Genomic DNA, 19897 nt, shown 5'->3' on the forward strand with positions numbered 1-19897 from the left:
GCCGCCGGGTCAGGGGAGGCGGTCGGGTCCGGTGGTGTGGTGGTGGTGGTCGGCGGGCGGGTTGGTTGGTGGGTCGCGGTTCCTCGTATGCAACCGAGGTGCGGTAACGGTGTTTCCGTACATTCTCGGGCGATGTTCACCCGATCGTGTGCCGGTGAACGGCGGTACTGCTTGATCATCCCACGACCTCCGGTGCTCCGCCGGGCATGGCCACCGCGCCCAGGCGCAGCTCGCGGCCGTCCCACAACCCCCACGCGTCGAACGCCTCGCCGCCCGTCACGGCCAGCGCCTGGTCCAGCGCCACGTCGCCCCGCACCGGCACCCCGTGCCCGCCCGCGTCGACCAACCACCGGACGTCCTCGGTCACCCGCACCGACGCGCACCCCAACGGGTGCAGCCGCTGCCACGGGTCGCCCTTCAGCGCCTCCTCCAACCCGGCCAGCGCCACCCGCCACGACTCCGGCGCGGGCACCGGCTCGGCCGGCCGCGCCACCACCGGCTCGCCCACCGCCACCCGGTGCGGCGGCACGCCGGGATAGGGGTGCAGCACCCCCTGCACCTGCACCCCGTGCGCCAACGGCGGCGCGGGGCGGGCGCCGCCGCCGGCGTGCCGCACCGCCACCACCCACCCGTGCGACCGCCCCCACACCCACTGCCGCACGGTCCGCACCAGGCCGTCGTCGGACTCCAGCTTCAGCAACGGCGCCCACTGGTCCGACCACCCCGGACCGCCGCGCACCTCCTCCTCGGTCACGGAGAAGCCCAACCGGCGGCGAACCACCGGATCAGGTGATGGCGACGACGACAGCCGCGCCAGCAGGTGCAGGCCGCCCAGCCGGTCGGCCGCGTCGTGCGCCCACCGCGCCCCGCCGGCCGCCACGATCGCGCGCACCTCGTCCACCGCCGACGCCAACCCCTTGGCCTGCGCGTCCACCATCCGGGCCTGGATCGCGTGCCACCACGCCGCGTCCCGCGCGGGCAGCCCGGCCAGCCCGCCGCCCGCCACGTCGGCCAGCCAGTCGGCCATCCCGGCCACCCCGGCCCGCACGGCGTTCTCCCTGGCCGCGGCGGTCTTCTCCTTGGCCCTGGCGCGCCGCTCGACCGCCTCCGGCGAGTCGTCCGACCGCGCGGGCGCGGCGGCGCGGGTGCGGCGGTCCAGCCACTCCCGCACCCACTCCGGCGGCTCGGCGACGGGCAGCGGCTCGCGCGCGTCCCGCAGCTGCAACGCCAACGCGTGCTTGCACGGGAACTTGCGCGACGGGCACGAGCACTTCGTCGCCCGGTCGCCCAGGTCGACGCACACCCGGTACGGGTCCTTGCCGCTGCCCGCGCACAGACCCCACAGGGCCGAGTCGCTGCGACCCGTCCCCTGCCAGCCGGAGGACCCCGCCAGCCGGGTGGCGCTGCTCGCCACCCGGCTGTCCGGGGCCTGCTCCAGCACCGCTTGTGCGTCCATGCCGGCAGACGTTAGGGCCACCCACCGACAAAGCGGCGATCACGCCAGGTCGGGACCCCTCCGCGCCCACGACCAGGCGTACTTCGGGTCCTCCGCGGCCAGCGCCGCCTCGCCCAGGTCCAGCGGCCGGAACGTGTCCACCATGACCGCCGTCTCGTCGAAGCGCTCCACGCCCAGCGACGCCTCCACCGCGCCCGGCTGCGGGCCGTGGGTGCAGCCGGAGGGGTGCAGCGACAGCGACCCGATGCCGATGCCCGAGCCCTTGCGCGCCTCGTAGTTGCCGCCGACGTAGAACATCAGCTCGTCCGAGTCGACGTTGGCGTGGTTGTAGGGCACCGGCACGGCCAGCGGGTGGTAGTCGACCTTGCGCGGCACGAACGAGCACACCACGAAGTTCGGCCCCTCGAACGTCTGGTGCACGGGCGGCGGCTGGTGGACGCGGCCCGTGATCGGTTCGAAGTCGCGGATGTTGAACACCCACGGGTACAGGCAGCCGTCCCAGCCGACCACGTCGAACGGGTGGTTCGCGTAGGTGAACCGGGTCAGCCCGGCGCGGTGCCGCACCAGCACGTCCACGTCCTCGCCGTCGACCAGCAGCGGCTCGACCGGGCCGCGGAGGTCGCGCTCGCAGTACGGCGAGTGCTCCAGGAACTGACCCTTGGCCGACAGGTACCGCTTCGGCGGTCCGATGTGCCCGGTGGCCTCCAGCACGAGGATGTTCATCGGCTCGGACGGCACCACGCGGTACGTGCACGAAGTCGGCAGGACCACGTAGTCGCCCCCGCCGACGGCCAGCGCGCCGTAGATCGTCTCCACGACGCCCTCGCCGGACTGCACGTACAGCAACTCGTCGCCCGCCGCGTTGCGGTACAGCGGGCTGGGCGCGGTGGCGGTCACGAACCCGATGACCACGTCGGCGTTGCCGAACAGGGTGCGCCTGCCGGTGACCGCGTCGACGTCGGGCGAGTCCCAGGTCAGCGCCGGTGTCCTGAAGTGCCGCGGCTTGAGCGGGAGGTTCGGCGTCAACGCGCCGCGCGCCTCCTCGACGGTGACCGCGTCGACGATCGCGGTCGGCAGGTGCCGGTGGTAGAGCAGCGCCGAATCGGCCGAAAAGCCCTCGACCCCCATCAGCTCTTCCGCGTACAGCCCGCCCTCCGGTGTGCGGAACTGCGTGTGGCGCTTACGGGGGATCTCACCCACCTGGCGGTAGTACGCCATGGCTCACTCCGAAGCGTTCGATAGTCGGACATCTTTGTTCATTGACCGGTACGCCACTAGCGTGTCAGCCGTGTCAAGCGCCTTCGAACTCCGTGCGCCCGGTCCACGCGGCACTCCGCCCCTGCTCGCGAGGCTTGTCGACGACGCCGCACTGTTCCCGCCGGGCAACGCCTCCATGCCCGACGCGGTCCGCGGCCACCTCGACGCACGTGCCGGGGAATGGGCCGGTGCGGTGGGTCTCTTCCTGTGCCCCGCGTCGCGACTGGCCGAGCTGATCACCGAGCTGATCAAGGTCAAGCCGGTGAAGCCGGTCGCCCTGTCGCTGGTCATCGACACGGGGCTGGGAGGTGTGCCCAAGGCCGTGTCGATCGTCGAGTCCCGCAGCGAGCTGCTGGCGCTGCGGATGGTCGAGATGCCCGCCCCGTCCGACGTGGACGAGGTGTGGCTCGAACGCGTCTCGGAGTTCGTGCCCGAGGACGTCATCCGCGTGGTCGAGCCGCGGCGCGGCGGCGCGGAGTGGCTGGACGGCGTGCGCCGCGTCATCGAGCACGGCAGCTGGCCCAAGCTGCGGTGCGGCGGCGTGAGCAAGGAGAACTTCCCCAGCGTCGACGAGGTCGCCGACTTCCTGTCCGTGGTCAGCGGCGGCGGCGTCGCGTTCAAGGCGACGGCCGGCCTGCACCACGCCGTGCGGCACACCGACAGCGAAACCGGGTTCACCCACCACGGGTTCCTCAACCTGCTCGTCGCAACCGCGCGTTCGCTCTCCGGCGGGGACGTGCGCGGGGCGCTGTCGAGCACGGACGCGGTCGCGCTCGGCGAGGAGGCGCGCGGGCTGTCCGACCAGGCGGCGCACGCCGTGCGGGGCGTGTTCGCGTCCTACGGGTCGTGCTCGCTGGCCGAGCCGATCGCCGACCTGGAGGAGCTGGGTCTGCTGTGAGCTGGATCGACGACCCCGCGTTCGGCCCGGACTCGCCGTTCGGACCGCAGACGCTGCCCTACGGCGTCGTGTCCGGCGGTGTCGCGGTGCGGGTGGGCGACCGGGCGCTGCTGCTGCGCGGGCTGTCCCTGGGACCCCGGTTGGAGCCGTTGGTGGCCACCGGCTCCCTGGACGCCCTGCTGGCGGCCGGGCGGCCGGTGTGGAGCGAGCTGCGGGCGCGGCTGGTCGAGCTGGTCTCGGCCACGTCCGCGCCGCGCGGCGCGGAGCTGGTCGGGCTGGACGGCGCGGTGCTGCCGTTCGCCGTGGCCGACTACGTGGACTTCTACTCGTCGCGGCACCACGCGGAGAACGTCGGCCGGATCTTCCGGCCCGACGGCGAGGCGCTGACGCCGAACTGGACCCACCTGCCCATCGGCTACCACGGCCGCGCCGGGACGGTCGTCGTCTCCGGCACGCCGATCGTGCGGCCGCACGGGCAGCGGCGGTCCTCGACCGGGCCGGTGTTCGGGCCGACGGGCCGGCTCGACATCGAGGCCGAGGTCGGGTTCGTGTGCGGCGGCCCGGTCGCGTCCCGGCTGACGCCGTCGCAGGCGGTCGACCACGTCTTCGGCGTGGCCCTGGTCAACGACTGGTCGGCCCGCGACATCCAGGCGTGGGAGTACCAGCCGCTCGGGCCGTTCCTGGGCAAGTCGTTCGCCACGTCGGTCTCGGCGTGGATCACGCCGCTGGAGGCGTTCGCGGTGGCCCGCGTGACGCCCCCGCCGCTGGGCAACGACGTGCTGCCCTACCTGGTCGAGGACCGGGCGTGGGGGCTGGACATCGACCTCCGGGTGGAGTGGAACGGCACCGTGGTGTCCCGGCCGCCGTTCCGCGAGATGTCGTGGACGTTCGCGCAACAACTCGCGCACCTGTCGGTGAACGGCGCTACCGTTCGGCCGGGCGACCTGATCGCGTCGGGCACCGTCTCCGGCCCGTCCCGCGACGAGCGCGGCTCCTTCCTGGAGCTGAGCTGGGGCGGGAAGGAGCCGGTGGTGCTGGACGACGGCGACGAGCGGACGTTCCTGGAGGACGGCGACACGGTGCGGATCACCGCGACGGCCCCGGGCGAGAGCGGTTCGGTCGTCGGGCTGGCCGAGGTGGTCGGCACGGTGGCGCCCGCCGACGAGAGGTAGAGCGTGGTCAGACCCGATCCCCGCGGCCGGCTGCCGGCGCCCGCGTCCAAGGAGAGCTCGCTGACCCTGGAGCGGGGCCTGGCCCTGCTCCAGGCGGTCGCCGACGCCGAGTCGGAGGCCCCGTCGATCAGCGAGCTGGCGGCGGCCATCGGCGCGTCGCGGGCCGCGGTGTACCGGCTGCTGGTGCCGTTGCAGGCGCGCGGGCTGGTGCGGCGCGAGGGGTCGAAGGTGCGGCTCGGCCTCGGCGTGCTGCGGCTCGCGTCCAACGTGCTGCCGCAGCTGCGGCTGGCCGCGCAGCCCGCGCTGCGGACGCTGGCCGAGGCGGTGGGCGCGACCGCGCACCTGACCGTGGCCGACGGGAGCGAGGCGCAGGCGGTGGCCGTGGTGGAGCCGTCGTGGACGGCGTACCACGTGGCGTACCGGGTCGGGTCCCGCCACCCCGTGCACCGGGGGGCGGCGGGCAAGGCCATCGGGCTGTCGCCGGAGGGGCGGCAGTGGGTGCACTCGACGGGCGAGTTGCAGCCCGGCGCGTTCGGGGTGGCGGCCCCGGTGCGGGGCGTGCCCGGGCTGCGGGCCAGCGTGGGCGTGGTGGCCCTGGAGAAGCTGGACGGCGACGTGGTGGGGCCGCAGGTGGTGCGGGCGGCCCAGGAGGTCGCCGACGCGTTGCGCTGACCGGTGTCCGGGTCGCGCGCGACGCCGCTCCACCGCCCTCCTCGACACCGGTGGTCCCGGTGTGACGTGGCGCACCGGGACCTTGGTCCCGGTCCACAGGGGACCGTCGTACCTGAGGATCACCCGCGACCCCGGCCTACGGTCGTCCCGTGGACGTCCTCGACCTGGCGCGGTGGCAGTTCGGCATCACCACCGTCTACCACTTCCTGATGGTGCCGCTGACCATCGGGCTCTCCCTGCTGGTCGCGACGATGCAGACCGCGTGGGTGCGCACGGGCAACCGCAAGTACCTCGCGATGACCAAGTTCTGGGGCAAGCTGCTGCTGATCAACTTCGCCATGGGCGTGGTGACCGGCATCGTGCAGGAGTTCCAGTTCGGCATGACGTGGAGCGCCTACTCGCGCTTCGTCGGCGACGTGTTCGGCGCGCCGCTCGCGATGGAGGGCCTGGTCGCGTTCTTCGTCGAGTCCACGTTCCTCGGCCTGTGGATCTTCGGTTGGGACCGGCTGCCCCGGAAGGTGCACCTGGCCTGCGTGTGGGCGTTCTCGCTGGCCACGATCGCGTCGGCGTACTTCATCCTGGCCGCGAACTCGTGGATGCAGCACCCGGTCGGCGTGCGGATGGTCGACGGGCGGCCCGAGCTGGAGTCGATCTGGGCCGTGCTCGGCAACAGCACCGTGCTGGCCGCGTTCCCGCACACGATCTTCGGCGCGTTCGCGGTGGCCGCGTCGTTCCTGGTCGGCATCGCGGCCTGGCACCTGTGGCGGCGCGGTGACGACGAGCCGGTGTGGCGCTCGTCGGTGAAGCTGGGCGCCTGGGTGGGCGTGGTGGCGTTCACCGGGCTGGCCATCAGCGGCGACCTGCAGGGCAAGCTGATGTTCGAGCAGCAGCCGATGAAGATGGCGGCGGCCGAGGCGTTGTGCCACACCGAGTCGCCCGCCGCGTTCTCGGTGTTCGCGGTCGGCGACGTGACGCGGCCCGACTGCGAGAACGTCAAGAGCATCACGGTGCCGGCGCTGCTGTCGTTCCTCGCGCACGGCGACTTCACCACCGAGGTGAAGGGCATCGAGGACCTGGTGCCGATGTACCAGGAGAAGTACGGCGCGAACTACCCGGTGGACCCGCGGCTCGGCGAGCTGTCGGGGCAGCCGATCGACTACGTGCCGAACCTGCCGGTCACGTACTGGGGCTTCCGGCTGATGATCGGGCTCGGCGCGCTCGCGGTCGGCTCGGGCCTGCTGGTCCTCTGGCTCACGCGCGGCGGGCGGGTGCCGCGCGGGCGGTGGTTCGCGTGGCTCGCGCTGGGCGGCATCGCCACGCCGTTCGCGGCCAACAGCTTCGGCTGGATCTTCACGGAAATGGGTCGGCAGCCGTTCGTCGTGGTGCCGAACCCGAGCGGGGTGGACGGGGTGTGGATGTTCACCGCGCGGGCCGTGTCGTCGTCGACACCGGGGGAGGTGTTGACGTCGCTGATCGCCTTGACGCTCGTCTACGGGGTGCTGGCGTGCGTCGAGGTGTTCCTGATCCGGCGGTACGTCCGCGCTGGTGTGGCGGGCGTGCTGCCGGCTCGGGACCCCGACGACGACACCGCCGGCAAGCGTGACGACGACGTCCTGTCGTTCGCCTACTGAGAGGGGGAGCCGTGGAGACGTTCTGGTTCTGCGTGATCGCCCTGCTGTGGCTGGGCTACCTGTTCCTGGAGGGCTTCGACTTCGGCGTGGGCATGCTGCTGCCCGTGCTGGGGCGCGACGAGCGCGAGCGGCGGGTGCTGATCAACACGATCGGGCCGGTGTGGGACGGCAACGAGGTGTGGCTGCTGGTGGCGGCCGGCGCGACGTTCGCCGCGTTCCCCGACTGGTACGCGTCGCTGTTCAGCTCGGTGTACCTGCCGCTGGTGCTGTTCCTGCTCGCGCTGATCGGCCGCGGGGTGGCGTTCGAGTACCGCGGCAAGGTGGACACGGCGCGGTGGCGGCGGCGGTGGGACGCGGTGATCGTCGCCGGGTCGTGGACGGCCGCCCTCGGCGTCGGGCTGCTGCTGTCGTCGACCGTGTTCGGCATGCCGCTGGACGCCGCCGGCGACCGCGTCGGCTCGCCGTTCGCCGCGGTCCGGCCGGAGACGCTGCTCGGCGCGGCGGCCGTGGCCGGGTACGCGCTGGTGCACGGCGCGGTGTTCCTGTCGCTGAAGACCGAGGGCGAGGTCCGGGAACGGGCCCGCGCGCTGGCGTTGAAGGTCGCGCCGTTCGCCCTGCTGCCGCTGCTGGTGCTGCTGCTGCTCGTGCAGCTGCGGTTCGGGTCGGCGTGGACGTGGGGCGCGTCGATCGCGGTGGCGCTGGCCGCGCTCGGCGCGTACGGGCGGCTCGTGCTGCGGCGCGAGGGCCAGGCGTTCGCGCTGATGGGCGTGGCGGTGGCGGCGGCGGTGGCGGCGCTGTTCGGGGCGCTGTACCCGAACGTCCTGCCGTCCACGCTGGACCCGGCGTGGTCGTTGACCGTGGCCGGCGCGGCGTCGAGCCCGTACACGCTGACCGTGATGACCTGGGTGGCCGCGTTCGGCACGCCCGCGGTGCTCGTCTACCAGGGGTGGACGTACTGGGTGTTCCGCAAGCGGATCGGCACCCGGCACATCCCCCCGGTGCACGTGCCGTGAACTTCCCCGGAGCCCCTTCCGCCACGAAGCCGGGGAGAGGCCCGCTCGGCGCGCTGCCCACGCTCTCGCGTTCGGCGCGCCGGGCGTTGGCCTGGTGCGCGGTGCTGGCGGCGCTGACGTCGGGCGCGCTGGTGTGGCAGGCGGTGGCGCTGGCGTCGGCGCTCGTCACCGGCGGGTCGCTGTGGGTGCTGGCGGCCGCGGTGGTGGTGCGGGCCGGCCTGGCGTGGGCGACCGAGTCGGTGGCGGCGCGGGCGGCGGCGGGCGCGAAGGAGGAGCTGCGCGCGGCGGTGCTGGACCGGGCGCTGCGGCTGGGGCCGTCGTGGATCGTCGAGCGCGGGCCCGCGTCGCTGGCGGTGCTCGCGACCAAGGGCCTGGACGCGCTGGACGCGTACTTCACCCGCTACCTGCCGGCGCTGGTGACGACGGCCGTGGTGCCGGTGGCGGTGGGCGGGTGGATCTTCTTCACGGACCCGACCTCGGCGGTGCTGATCGCGGTGACGCTGCCGCTGATCCCGGTGTTCGCGATCCTGATCGGCCGGTTCACCTCGGCCCGGGTGGCGGCGGCGACGTCGGCGCTGGAGCGGCTGTCGGGGCGGCTGGCCGAGCTGGTGCGGGCGCTGCCGGTGCTGACCGCGTTCGGGCGCGCGGCGGCGCAGGCGTCGGCCGTGCGGGAGGTCGGCGAGCGGTACCGGCGGGCCACGATGGGGACGCTGCGGGTGGCGTTCCTGTCGGCGCTGGTGCTGGAGATCGTGGCGTCGCTGTCGGTGGCGCTGATCGCGGTCGGCATCGGCCTGCGGCTCGTGTCGGGCGAGTTCGCGCTGGTCACCGGCCTGGTGGTGTTGATCCTCGCGCCGGAGTGCTACCTGCCGCTGCGGGCGGCGGGCGCGGCGCACCACGCGTCGGAGGACGGGGTGGAGGCCGTGCGGCGGGTCGCCGCGATCCCCGACGCCGCCCCGGCGCCGGACGCCGTCGAGCCGGTCGAGGGCGTGGAGGTCCGCGACCTGCGGGTCCGGCGGAGGGGGCGGTTCGCGCCGGACGGCGTGAGCTTCCGGGTGCGGCCCGGCGAGGTGCACCGGCTGGACGCGCCCAGCGGCGCGGGCAAGTCGACGGTCTTCGGGGTGCTGCTCGGGTTCGTGCCCGCGGACGGCGGGTCGGTCGCGCTCGACCGGTCGGCCGTCGCCTGGGTGCCGCAGCGGCCCGCGTTCGCCGGGCGGACCGTGGCCGACGAGCTGGAGCTGACCACGGGTCGGGTCGACCACGACGTGCTGGCGTCGGTCGCGGCGGAGCACCTGGTGGCGCGGCCGATCGCGGAGCTGTCGACCGGCGAGCGGCAGCGGGTCGCGGTGGCGCGGGCGCTGACCCGCGTCCGGGACGGCGCGACGGTGCTGCTGCTGGACGAGCCGACCGCGCACCTCGACCGGGCCACGGCCGCGAAGGTCATGGCCGCCGTGCGGCAGGCCGCCGCCGGTGGCGCGGCGGTCGTGCTGGCCACGCACCGGCTGGTCGGCCAGGCGGACGCCGAGGACGCCGCGCCGGCCCGGGACGCGGGCGTGGTCGCCGAACGGCCGACCACGCCGCGCACCCCGCGCCCGACCCGCCGGGTGCTGGCCGGGGCGCTGCTGGGCGTGGCGGCGTCGTTGAGCGGGGTGGCGTTGACCGCGCTGGCCGCGCACCTGATCGCGAAGGCCGCGACGCAGCCGCCGATCCTGACGCTGTCCGTGCTGGTCGTGGGGGTGCGGACGTTCGCGCTGGCCAAGGGCGTGCTGCGGTACCTGGAGCGGCTGGTGTCGCACGACGCCGCCTTCCGCCACGCCGAGTCGCTGCGGGTCCGGCTGTGGCGCGGCCTGCGCCCCGGCCAGGCGGAGCTGACCCGGCTCGTGGACGACGTGGACACCGTCCGCGACCTCGTGCCGCGCGTGCTCCAGCCGCCGCTGGTGGCGATGGGGGTGTCGGCCGCGGCGGTGACGCTGTTCGCCCTGATCCGGCCGGCGGCCGGGCTCGCGCTGGCGGTGGCGCTGGTCGTCGGCGGCACGATCGCGCCCGCGGTCGCGGTGCTCGCCGAACGGCGCGCCACGGCGGTGCTCGCCCGGGGGCGGCGGCAGGTGTCGGAGCAGGTGCTGACGCTGCTGACCGCCGCACCGGACCTGATCGCGTTCGGGGCCGACCGCGCGGTGCGGGCCGAGCTGGCCCGGCACGACGCGGCGCTGGCCCGGCTCGCCCGCCGGCAGGCGCTCGGCGCGGGCGCGGCGATCGCGGTCGTGCACCTGACGACCGGGCTGGCCGCGGCGGTCTGCATCGGGCTGGCGGGCGGCGTGGACCCGCTGCTGGTGCCGGTGCTCGGCCTGGTGCCGCTCGCGCTGGCCGAGGTCCTGGGCACGCTGCCCGCGGCCGCCCAGCACCGGGCCGCGTTGCGCGAGTCGTACGGCCGGATCGTCGACCAGGCGCGGGAACCGGTCCCGTCGGCCGCGGTGGAGACCTCGGTCGGCGGCGCGGTCGGCCTCGAAGGGGTGACGGTGCGGTGGCCGGGCCGGGCGGAGCCGGTGCTGGAGCGCGTGTCGCTCGACGTGCCGGCGGGTGCGAAGGTGGCCGTCGTGGGACCGTCGGGTTCGGGCAAGTCGAGCCTGTTCGCGCTGCTGCTCGGGTTCCTGGAGCCCGAACGCGGGCTGGTGTGGCGGCCCGACCGGGTCGCCTGGTGCCCCCAGGAGCCGATGCTGGTCACCACCACGGTCCGCGAGAACCTGCGCCTGGGCGACCCGCGGGCCGACGACGCACGGCTGCGCTGGGCCCTCGACGTCGCCGGCGTGCGGCTCGACCTCGACACCGTGATCGGTCCCACGCTGCTGTCGGGCGGCGAGGCGCAGCGGGTCGCCCTGGCCCGCGCGCTGCTGCACGACGCCGACCTCGTGCTGCTGGACGAGCCGACCGCCCACCTGGACGAGCCGACGGCGGCGGCGCTGCTGGAGCGGCTGGACGACGTGCTGCGGGACAAGACCGTCATCCACATCACCCACCGGCCGGGCGAAGCGGACCGCGCGGACGCGGTGCTGGAAGTCGCCGACGGGCGGGTGCGGACCAGGGCCTACCGTTGACCACCGTGGACCCCGCCCGCGTGCTCGCCGCGTCGACCGAGATCACCTCGGCCGCGCTGGCCGGCGACGACCCGGACGCCGTCCTGCCGCTCGTGGTGCGCAGCGCCGTCGAGCTGGCCGGGGCGGACCTCGGGCTCGCCATGGTCACCGCGGACGACGGCACGTTGACCGTCGAGGCGTCCTCGGGCGACGTCGACCCGGTGGGCGTGGTGCTGTCGAGCCGTTCGTCGGCGGCCCGCGCGGCGCGCACCGGCGTGCCGGTGGTCGCGGACGACTTCACCACCGACCCGCGCACCGCGCCGTTCGTGCCCAAGGCGCTGCGCGGCTACGGGCCGTTCGCCGTGGCCCCGTTCGGCACCCACGAGCGCCGGATCGGCGCGCTCGCGGTCTACCGGCGCAAGGGCGCGCAGCCGTTCAGCGCGGACACCGTCGAGGTGCTGGCCGCGTTCGCGGCGCAGGCCGGGCTGGCCGTCGTGCTGGCCGAGGGCTCGACCGCGCGCCAGCGCGTCGCGGTCTACCAGGAGCGGGAGCGCATCGCGCGCGACCTGCACGACGTGATCATCCAGCGGCTGTACGCGACGGGCGTGCAGCTCGACCTGCTCGACCGGCGGCTCAAGCTGGAGGGCCGGGAGGCGCGCCGGCTCGCCGAGGCCGTCGACCAGCTCGACCGAACCATGGCCGAGGTCCGCGCCACGGTCCGGGCGCTGCGCAGCGCCGACCCCGGCAAGCCCGCCGACGTGGACCTCAGGGGCTCGGTGCTGGCCGAGGCCCGCACGGCGGGGGAGCTGCTGGGCTTCGAGCCGGAGGTGCGCGTCGAGGGCGACGTGGCGGGCGTGCCGGCGGACCTGGCCGACCACGCCCGCGCCGCGCTGCGGGAGGCGCTGTCGAACGTGGTGCGGCACTCGGGGGCGCGGCACGTGACCATCGGGCTGCGCCGCACACCCGACCGGCTCGACCTGGAGGTCGCCGACGACGGCTGCGGCATCCCGCGCGGCGTGGCCAAGCGCGGGCTGCGGCACCTGGAGGAACGCGCCCTGGCCGCCGGCGGCGGCTGCGAGATCACCTCCTCGCCCCGCACCGGCACCACGATCACCTGGCACGTGCCGCTGGGCGCGTGACCACCCGGCGGGCTAGCGCGAACGGCGGGCCACCCAGGCGGCGGCCTGGGTGCGGCGTTCCATGCCCAGCTTCGACAGCACTGCGGTGACGTAGTTCTTCACCGTCTTCTCGGCCAGGAACAGCCGCTCGGCGATCTGCCGGTTCGTCAGGCCCTCCCCGATCAGGTCCAGCACCCGCCGCTCCTGCTCGGTCAACGCGTCCAGCACGTCCACCTCGGCGGGCCGCCGCAGGCGGTCCAGGACGCGGGCCGTCGTCTGCGGGTCCAGCAGCGACCGGCCGGCCGCCACCTCGCGCACCGCCGTCACCAGATCCTGCCCGCGCACCTGCTTCAGCAGGTACCCCGACGCGCCCGCCATGATCGCGCCGACCAGCGCCTCCTCGTCGTCGAACGCGGTCAGCACCAGGCACCTCGGGCCGCCCTCCAGGGCACGCAGCCGCCGGCACAGCTCGACGCCGCCCCCGTCGGGCAGCCGCACGTCCACCACGGCCACGTCGGGCCTGGTCGCGGCGGCCCGCACCAGGGCCTCGCCCACCCCGCCCGCCTCGGCGACCACGGAGATGTCGTCCTCGTCCTCCAGGAGTTCGCGCAGCCCCCTGCGCACCACCTCGTGGTCGTCTACGAGCAACACTCGCACCGGCACGAACCAACCATAGGTCGAATGCCGGTACCCACCGCGCTCGGACGCCAAGACAGTGCAGGAATGCTCGTACGCGCGATCGAGGAAGCCGACCGGATCGTCGTCGGCAGGCTGGTGCTGGAGCTGTGGGGCGCGCACACCGCGGTCGCCCACGGCCAGGTGTTCTTCCCCGCGAGCCTCCCCGGGTTCCTGGTGGAGCAGCAGGACCAGGTGGTCGGGCTGCTCACCTACGCCGCCGCCGACGGCCACCTGGAGATCGTCACCATGGACGCCCTGCGAAGAGGCCGGGGCGTCGGCACCTCGCTGGTCGACGCCGCCGTGCACCGCGCCCGCCAGCTCGGGTGCTCGCGGGTCCGGCTGACCACGACCAACGACAACCTCGACGCCCTGCGCTTCTGCCAGCGCCGCGGCTTCCGGCTCACCGCGCTGCGCCCCGACGCGGTGCGCGAGGCACGCCGCCTCAAACCGGAGATCCCCAGCGTCGGCGGGTACGGCATCCCCATGACCGACGAACTGGACCTGGAGCGTTGGGTCGCGCCGCGCTAGTTGTCCACAGGTCCCGGCCGGGCTGTCCACAACTTGTGCACAACTCACCGGCTGGGCAGCGGGCTGAACACCTCGTCCCACGCCGCCGCGACCTGGCGGGCGCACGTCTGCGGGGCGACCCCGCCGACGCCCGTGCCCAGGCCGGGCATGGCGATCGTGCGGACCACCTCGCGCAGCGGCCTGCCGTCGTCCAGCCGGCCGGCCGACCACAGCCGCAGCACGGCCCGCGCGGCCAGGTACGGGTGCACGGTGTCGCCGGGCAGCAGCTCACCGGGCAGCCGCATGGTCGGCGCGCTGATGAGCCACTCCGGCTGTGGCTCGCCGGTCGGCACGACCAGCGCCTCGCCCACCGGCAGCTCGCCGCCGTGCAACCCGAGCACGGCACTGCGCACGTGGCCCTCCACCAGCGGGAACGCGCGGGCGTACACCGCGTCGATGCCCCCGCGCATCCAGCCGGACGAGTTCGCGGGGCTCACCACGGCCTCGGCGACGATGTCGAGCACCGAGCCCCGGTGCACCTCGACGCCTGTCCTGCCCTCGGCCACCGCGAGCCAGGCACGGGCCAGCGGTTCGTCGACGGCGCACAACACCAGACGGGGAACTGCTACCGGAGCGTTGATCTCACCCTCCGTATCGGCGGCGGACACATCACCCAGCATTCCAGGAGAACCGGTTGGTGCGGAACGGGGGCGGGCACCCGCCAGGCGGGTGATCCTCGCCTCAACGCCCGTCACCCGACGTGGTCCTCGTATCGTTGCGGCCGTGCTCGCCTACTTCGGACCGCAGGGAACCTTCACCGAGCAGGCCGCACGCGGCTTCGCCTCTCCGCAGCAGGAGCTGGTCCCGTTCGACACCGTGCCCGCCGCGCTGGCCGCCACCCGGGAGGGCCGGACGCAGTCGGCGTGCGTGCCGGTGGAGAACTCGGTGGAGGGCGCGGTGCCGGCCACGATGGACGCGCTGACCGAGGGCGAACCCCTGGTCGCGGTCGCCGAGGCGGTGCTGCCGGTGCGGTTCAGCGTGCTGGTGCGGCCCGGCGGCGGTCCCGTGCGCACGGTCGCCAGCCACCCGCACGCGCTGGCGCAGGTCCGGCACTGGCTCGCCGAGCACCTGCCGGAGGCCGAGGTCGTCTCCACCACGTCGACCGCCGCCGCCGCGCGGGCCGTGCTGGACGGCGCGTTCGACGCCGCGGTGAGCGCCCCGGTGGCCGTGCGGCACTACCCGCTGGAGGTGCTGGCCACCGACGTGGCCGACGTGCGCGACGCCAAGACCCGGTTCCTGCTGGTCCGCCCGCCCGGCGCGCTGCCCGAACCCACCGGCCACGACCGCACGTCCGTCGTCTGCACGGCGGCCGACCGGATCGGCGCGCTGTCGGACCTGCTGGTCGAACTCGCGCTGCGCGGCATCAACCTGACCCGCATCGAGTCGCGGCCGACCAAGGGCAGGCTGGGGGAGTACCGCTTCTACATCGACCTCGACGGCCACGTGGCCGAGCCCAGGGTGGGCGACGCGCTGGCCGCGCTGCACCGGCACTGCCCGCAGACCCGGTTCCTCGGCTCGTACCCGAAGGCCGAGCCGGGCGGCGCGGTGGCGGGCAACGAGGAGTTCGTGGCGGCGGCCGAGTGGGTCGAGACCATCCGGAGGGGGCACGGCGCGTGAGGTTGATCCTGGTCAGACACGGCGAGACGGCGTCGAACGTGAAGATGGCGCTGGACTCGCTGCCACCCGGCCCGCCGCTGACCGAGGCGGGCGTGGCGCAGGCCGCCGCGCTGGCCGCATCGCTGGCCGCCGAACCCGTCGCCGCCGTCTACGCCAGCACGGCGGTTCGGGCGCAGCAGACCGCCGCGCCGGTGGCGGCGGCGCACGGCCTGGACGTCGAGGTCCTGGACGGGGTGCAGGAGATCTTCTGCGGCGACCTGGAGGGGCGGCACGACCGGGAGGCGTTCGAGGTCTTCATCGACGTGGTCAAGCGGTGGGCCGAGGGCGACCTGGACGTCCCGCTGCCCGGCGGCGAGAGCGGCCGCCAGGTGCTCGACCGCTACCTGGCGGCGGTGGACAAGGTCGCCGCCCGGCACCGCGACGACGACACGGTCGTGCTGGTCAGCCACGGCGCGTCGCTGCGCATGGCCGCGCTCGCGCTGGCCCGCAACGTGACCCCCGCGCTGGCCGAGGCGGGCCTGCTGCCCAACACCGGGCGGGTGGTGCTGGAACGCGCCGCCGACACCTGGCGCTGCACGTCGTGGACCGGCGTGGACGTGGTCGACGGCTGAACGGCCGGTGTTCGCCCTCAGCGGAGTCCGCCCGGAGTCCAGTCGGCGGTGATCACCCCGGCCGCGCCGGGCGCACAATGGGTGGCGTGGAGATGACGCGCCGTGAGTTCGAGGAACACGTTGCCGACGCCCTCGACCTCATCCCGCCGGAGCTGACGCAGGCCATGAGCAACGTCGTGGTGCTGGTGGAGGACGAACCCCCGCCCGGCAGCCCGAACCTCCTGGGCCTGTACCAGGGGGTCTCGCTGACCCGCCGCACCACCGACTACTCGGGCGGCCTCCCGGACCACATCTTCATCTACCGGGGACCGCTGCTGCGGTACTGCCACGACGTGGACGACCTGGTCGAGCAGATCGCCGTCACCGTGGTCCACGAGGTCGGCCACCACTTCGGCATCTCCGACGAGCGGTTGCACGAGCTGGGCTGGGGCTGAGCCCCTTACCGGGTCGTCGTGGCCGTGGTCGTCGTGGTCGTCGTCTCCTCCGGCTCCGACGGGTTCGTGCCCGACGACGGCGGCGGGGCGGAGCTGCTGTTCGTCCCCGAGTGCAGCGGCGCGCCGGTCGCCTCCTCCTGCTGCACGGCGGTCGTCTGCGGCGGGTTCGACGTGGTCAGCGGCGGCGCGTTCGGGTTGCGCACGCTGCCCTCCCACGCGGTCAGCACGTTCGCCGTTGGCTGCGCGCCCACCTTGCAGTTCGCGAGCCGCGACCCGGCCGCCCAGCTCTCCGGGGCCCGGGTGTCCCAGGTCACGATGAGGCCGCGGGCCTTGAGGTCCGCGCCGCCGGTGTACTCGGCGGTGATCCGGTTGCACTCGCCGACCATCAGCTGGTCCTGCTGCTCCGGCGGCGGGTACTCGCCCGGCGGCATCGCCACCACGCCGGTGATCTCGAACGTGTGGGGCTTCGCGCAGTCCACCGGGTCGGCCACGGACCCCGTCTCGGTGATGCCCAGGCACACGCCGGGGTCGTAGACGTCGGACTGGTCCTGCGTCCGGGCGGTCCCGTAGGCGGGCAGCAGCCCGCCCGCCGGCCCGGCGACCTGGAGCCCGCAGCGCAGCGTCCGCTCGCCCTCGGCCCACAGCCGCTCGCCCGGGTTGAGCGGGCCCACGGTGTACTTGCCGAACGGGTCGAACTTGCCGCCGAGGTAGTCCAGCGACATCTTCCCGCACCGCTCCTGGCTGATCTCCTGCCACCGCGCGTCGTCCGGGAACGGGGAACCGGGGCCGTGAGCAGCGGAGATGTCCGCCACACCGGTGACCTCGAAGAGGTGCTGGGCGGCGCAGTCGACCTTCTCCACGTCGGAGAGGTCCTTCTTCGTCCAGTTGAGGCAATCACCCGCCTGAGCTGCCATGACGGGGTTCACCACCGTGGACGTGACCGGGGTGCCGCCGCCCACCGGCCACGAGGTGAAGGTGCTCAGGGCGAGCAGGGCGAACGCGCCCGCGAACGCGCCGAGCATGACCATGTGGTCACCCCGACGAAACCAGCGCGTCGTCCCGGACATCTACTCCATGATGCCTGTGTAGCCCGAAGGGCCGATCGGGCGGGTTCTCGAGTGTTGCTTTTGGGACACTCGTCACCCGTTCGGCGGCAGACCTCTGTACCGTCCCCGCCGGGAGTGGCTGATGACTGAGAACGACAACACCGGTAACGCCGGCACGCCCGGTCAGGGCGGGCCGAACGAGCCGAACGGACCGGGCGCGCCGGGATCGCGCGACGGTGGCGCGACGCCGCCGCCGTACGTGCCGCCGACGGAGCAGGCGTCACCTCCGGCCGGCCGGGGCCAGATCCGCAACCAGGAGCCCGGCCGCACCAAGCCGCGCCCGCCGACGCTCGCCGAGCAGCGCGCCCGCGCCGCCGCGATCGAGCAGCAGCGCGAGCAGCAGCTCGCGGTCGAGGCCGAGGAGGCGCGCCGCCGGAAGCTGCGCAAGCGCCTGCTCGTCGGCGGTGGCGTGGCCGCCGGCGTGGTCGGCGTGGTCGCCATCTGGTACGCCGTGTCCAGCCCCGACGACGTCGAGGCGCAGTGCACGCGCGACGACGTGGTGGTCGAGGACCAGTACTGCGACGAGAACTACGCCCGCTCCCACGGCGGGTACGTCAGCGGCGGGTTCATCTACATCGGCGGCAGCTCCTACCGCTACCACTACGGCGGCCCGAGCACCCCGGTCGGCCAGAAGGTCAGTGGCGGCAGCTACACGATGCCCAAGGGCGCGAACATCAGCACCAAGTCCGGCACGGTCGTGCAGCGCGGCGGGTTCGGCGTGTCCGGCGGCAGCAAGAGCGGGGGCAGCTGAGTGCGTCGTGAGACCTCCGCGCCCCGGCCCCACTGGCAGCGCACCGTCTCCGAGCAGGGGCTCGTGTTCGGCGCGCCGGCGACGGCCGCGGACGGCAGCCCGCGCCCGTACTGGGACGAGTCGGCGCACTACGTCTTCGACATGAGCGACGTGCTGTCGCTGGAGGCGGACGTCGAGCTGCTGCACAACATGTGCCTGGAGGCCGTGGACAACGTGGTGCTCACCGAGCGCTACCGCGACTTCGGCATCAACGAGTGGCTGTGGCCCGCGATCGCCGAGTCGTGGAAGCGCCGCGACCCGCACGTGTACGGGCGGTTCGACCTGCGCTACGACGGGCGCGGCCCGGCCAAGCTGCTGGAGTACAACGCCGACACGCCCACCTCGCTGCTGGAGGCGTCGGTCGTCCAGTGGAACTGGAAGACCGACGTCTTCCCCGACGACGACCAGTGGAACTCCATCCACGAGAAGCTGGTCGAGCGCTGGACCGAGATCGGCGGCCGGCTGCCGTCCAACGAGCTGCACTTCACCTGGTCCGGCGCGGACCCCTCCGGCGAGGACCACGTCACCGTGGCCTACCTGCAGGAGACCGCCGCCGAGGCGGGCATGGACACGGTCGGGCTGGCCATCGAGGAGATCGGCTGGGACCCGCTGCTGCGCCGGTTCGTGGACCTCGAAGAGGCCCCGATGGGCACGGTCGTGAAGCTCTACCCGTGGGAGTGGGTGGTCGACGAGCAGTTCGGCCGCTACGCCGTGGAGAGCCTGCCCGGCACGCTGTGGGTCGAGCCGCTGTGGAAGATGCTGCTGTCCAACAAGGCGCTGCTCGCCGTGCTGTGGGAGATGTACCCCGGCCACCCGAACCTGCTGCCCGCGTTCCTGGACGACCCCGGCCTGCTCACCGAGTACGTGCGCAAGCCGCGGCTGGGCCGCGAGGGCCAGAACATCCAGATCGTCGCCCCCGGCTACGAGACCCAGACCGGCGGGGTCTACGGCAAGGAGGGGTTCGTCTACCAGCTGTTCGACCCGCTGCCCGAGTTCGACGGCTACCGGCCGGCGCTCGGCGCGTGGGTCGTCGGCGACGCCTCGGCGGGCCTGGGCATCCGGGAGACCGTCGGCCTGGTCACCGACGACGGCGCGGCGTTCGTGCCGCACAGGATCGTCGAATGACCCACCCGTAACCCGTTCGGGCGCCGCGCGTCGACACCGCCCGACCCGTCCCGTCACCGGATCCTTCACCGGCGGCACCACCGATCAACCCCGCACACCACGGAGGGCCAGTGATTCCCCCACTCGCGTTGGACCCCGGCTTCGGCAGCGCCATCGGCCAAGGCATCGGCGCGATCGCCCTGTACGCGATCGTCGGCCTGGTGCTGATGGTCTTCGGCTTCTACGCCATCGACTGGACCACGCCCGGCAAGCTGAGCGCCCTGGTGCGCGGCGGCGCGCCGAACGCGGTCATCGTCACCTCGGCCGGCCTGGTGAGCATGGCGCTGATCGTCGTGGTCGCGATCTGGTCCTCCGGCGGCAAGCTGGCCGAGGGCCTGCTGTCCGCGCTGATCTTCGGGTTCGTCGGGATCATCGTGCAGGTGCTCGCGGTCCGGCTGCTGGAGTGGGTGACCCGGCTCGACATCGGCTCCCTGATCGAGTCCGACCGGTTCGCGCCGGCCAGCGTCGTCGTGGCCGCCGCGCACGTCGCGCTCGGCCTCGTGGTCGCCGTCGCCATCTCGTAGCACCCGACCACCGCCGCGGGGCGGGGGGCGGGCCCCCCGGCCCGCCGCCCCCCCCGCCCGCACCCCCCCCCCCCCCCCCCCCCCCCCCCCCGCCCCCCCCCCCCCGGCCCCCCCAGCAAGC

General features: G+C 74.2%; 19 protein-coding genes. 14 read left to right on the forward strand and 5 right to left on the reverse strand.

The window, feature by feature from the left end; translation table 11 throughout:
- Positions 1-175: 175 nt before the first annotated feature.
- Positions 176-1456 carry an SWIM zinc finger family protein gene (locus ACFXGA_RS26115; RefSeq protein WP_378092072.1) on the reverse strand — a complete coding sequence of 427 codons (1281 nt, stop codon included), beginning with the start codon at positions 1454-1456 and terminating at the stop codon, positions 176-178.
- A gap of 39 nt (positions 1457-1495) precedes the next feature.
- Positions 1496-2674, reverse strand: a complete 1179-nt coding sequence (locus ACFXGA_RS26120) for a homogentisate 1,2-dioxygenase (RefSeq protein ID WP_378092074.1) — start codon at positions 2672-2674, stop codon at positions 1496-1498.
- A 70-nt stretch (positions 2675-2744) separates the two neighbouring features.
- On the opposite strand from ACFXGA_RS26120, the gene ACFXGA_RS26125 reads away from it, so the two are divergent.
- The 7 genes from ACFXGA_RS26125 to ACFXGA_RS26155 all read left to right on the forward strand — a co-directional run bounded on the left by ACFXGA_RS26125 (position 2745) and on the right by ACFXGA_RS26155 (position 12306).
- On the forward strand, positions 2745-3611 hold the full coding sequence (locus ACFXGA_RS26125) for a hypothetical protein (protein ID WP_378092076.1): 867 nt from the start codon (positions 2745-2747) through the stop codon (positions 3609-3611).
- Positions 3608-4783 carry a fumarylacetoacetate hydrolase family protein gene (locus tag ACFXGA_RS26130; RefSeq protein ID WP_378092078.1) on the forward strand — a complete coding sequence of 392 codons (1176 nt, stop codon included), beginning with the start codon at positions 3608-3610 and terminating at the stop codon, positions 4781-4783. Before ACFXGA_RS26125 ends, ACFXGA_RS26130 begins: the two co-directional genes overlap by 4 nt.
- Before the next feature lie 3 nt (positions 4784-4786).
- On the forward strand, positions 4787-5455 hold the full coding sequence (locus ACFXGA_RS26135) for an IclR family transcriptional regulator (protein ID WP_378092080.1): 669 nt from the start codon (positions 4787-4789) through the stop codon (positions 5453-5455).
- 149 nt (positions 5456-5604) lie between these two features.
- Positions 5605-7086 carry a cytochrome ubiquinol oxidase subunit I gene (locus tag ACFXGA_RS26140; RefSeq protein ID WP_378092082.1) on the forward strand — a complete coding sequence of 494 codons (1482 nt, stop codon included), beginning with the start codon at positions 5605-5607 and terminating at the stop codon, positions 7084-7086.
- A gap of 11 nt (positions 7087-7097) precedes the next feature.
- Entirely contained in the window at positions 7098-8099 is a 1002-nt protein-coding gene (gene cydB / locus ACFXGA_RS26145; RefSeq protein ID WP_378092084.1) for a cytochrome d ubiquinol oxidase subunit II, read from the forward strand.
- Positions 8096-11188 (forward strand): thiol reductant ABC exporter subunit CydD, encoded by a 3093-nt coding sequence (gene cydD, locus ACFXGA_RS26150; RefSeq protein ID WP_378092086.1) that lies wholly within the window; start codon positions 8096-8098, stop codon positions 11186-11188. Before cydB ends, cydD begins: the two co-directional genes overlap by 4 nt.
- Positions 11185-12306, forward strand: a complete 1122-nt coding sequence (locus tag ACFXGA_RS26155) for a GAF domain-containing sensor histidine kinase (protein WP_378092088.1) — start codon at positions 11185-11187, stop codon at positions 12304-12306. The genes cydD and ACFXGA_RS26155 overlap by 4 nt, the downstream gene beginning before the upstream one ends.
- Before the next feature lie 12 nt (positions 12307-12318).
- On the opposite strand, the gene ACFXGA_RS26160 is transcribed toward ACFXGA_RS26155, so the two are convergent.
- Entirely contained in the window at positions 12319-12948 is a 630-nt protein-coding gene (locus tag ACFXGA_RS26160) for a response regulator (protein WP_378092090.1), read from the reverse strand.
- Positions 12949-13008: 60 nt separating this feature from the next.
- Here ACFXGA_RS26160 and ACFXGA_RS26165 point away from each other — a divergent pair, with 60 nt between their 5' ends.
- The gene (locus ACFXGA_RS26165) at positions 13009-13491 is read left to right on the forward strand and encodes a GNAT family N-acetyltransferase (RefSeq protein ID WP_378092092.1); all 483 of its coding nucleotides are present in this window, start codon (positions 13009-13011) and stop codon (positions 13489-13491) included.
- Positions 13492-13535: 44 nt separating this feature from the next.
- Here ACFXGA_RS26165 and ACFXGA_RS26170 read toward each other — a convergent pair whose 3' ends face one another.
- Complete coding sequence (locus ACFXGA_RS26170) at positions 13536-14150, reverse strand: macro domain-containing protein (RefSeq protein ID WP_378092095.1); 615 nt, start codon at positions 14148-14150, stop codon at positions 13536-13538.
- Positions 14151-14253: 103 nt separating this feature from the next.
- Here ACFXGA_RS26170 and pheA point away from each other — a divergent pair, with 103 nt between their 5' ends.
- The 3 genes from pheA (at position 14254) to ACFXGA_RS26185 (ending at position 16192) form a co-directional block, all read left to right on the forward strand.
- Positions 14254-15147 carry a prephenate dehydratase gene (gene pheA, locus ACFXGA_RS26175; protein ID WP_378092097.1) on the forward strand — a complete coding sequence of 298 codons (894 nt, stop codon included), beginning with the start codon at positions 14254-14256 and terminating at the stop codon, positions 15145-15147.
- A complete protein-coding gene (locus ACFXGA_RS26180; protein WP_378092099.1) occupies positions 15144-15758 on the forward strand; it encodes a histidine phosphatase family protein in 615 nt (204 codons plus the stop codon). The genes pheA and ACFXGA_RS26180 overlap by 4 nt, the downstream gene beginning before the upstream one ends.
- Positions 15759-15835: 77 nt before the next feature.
- On the forward strand, positions 15836-16192 hold the full coding sequence (locus ACFXGA_RS26185; RefSeq protein WP_378092101.1) for a metallopeptidase family protein: 357 nt from the start codon (positions 15836-15838) through the stop codon (positions 16190-16192).
- 5 nt (positions 16193-16197) lie between these two features.
- Here ACFXGA_RS26185 and ACFXGA_RS26190 read toward each other — a convergent pair whose 3' ends face one another.
- Entirely contained in the window at positions 16198-17259 is a 1062-nt protein-coding gene (locus ACFXGA_RS26190; RefSeq protein ID WP_378092103.1) for a septum formation family protein, read from the reverse strand.
- Between the two features lie 121 nt (positions 17260-17380).
- Here ACFXGA_RS26190 and ACFXGA_RS26195 point away from each other — a divergent pair, with 121 nt between their 5' ends.
- The 3 genes from ACFXGA_RS26195 (at position 17381) to ACFXGA_RS26205 (ending at position 19776) form a co-directional block, all read left to right on the forward strand.
- Positions 17381-18049: a hypothetical protein gene (locus ACFXGA_RS26195; protein WP_378092105.1), complete on the forward strand. Its 669-nt coding sequence runs from the start codon at positions 17381-17383 to the stop codon at positions 18047-18049.
- Positions 18050-19213, forward strand: coding sequence for a glutathionylspermidine synthase family protein (locus ACFXGA_RS26200; RefSeq protein WP_378092107.1), 1164 nt, complete (start codon positions 18050-18052; stop codon positions 19211-19213). It abuts the gene before it with no gap.
- 110 nt (positions 19214-19323) lie between these two features.
- Positions 19324-19776, forward strand: coding sequence for a DUF350 domain-containing protein (locus ACFXGA_RS26205; protein ID WP_378092109.1), 453 nt, complete (start codon positions 19324-19326; stop codon positions 19774-19776).
- Positions 19777-19897 lie beyond the last annotated feature (121 nt).

The organism is Actinosynnema sp. NPDC059335 (assembly GCF_042752395.1).
Classification (GTDB): domain Bacteria; phylum Actinomycetota; class Actinomycetes; order Mycobacteriales; family Pseudonocardiaceae; genus Actinosynnema.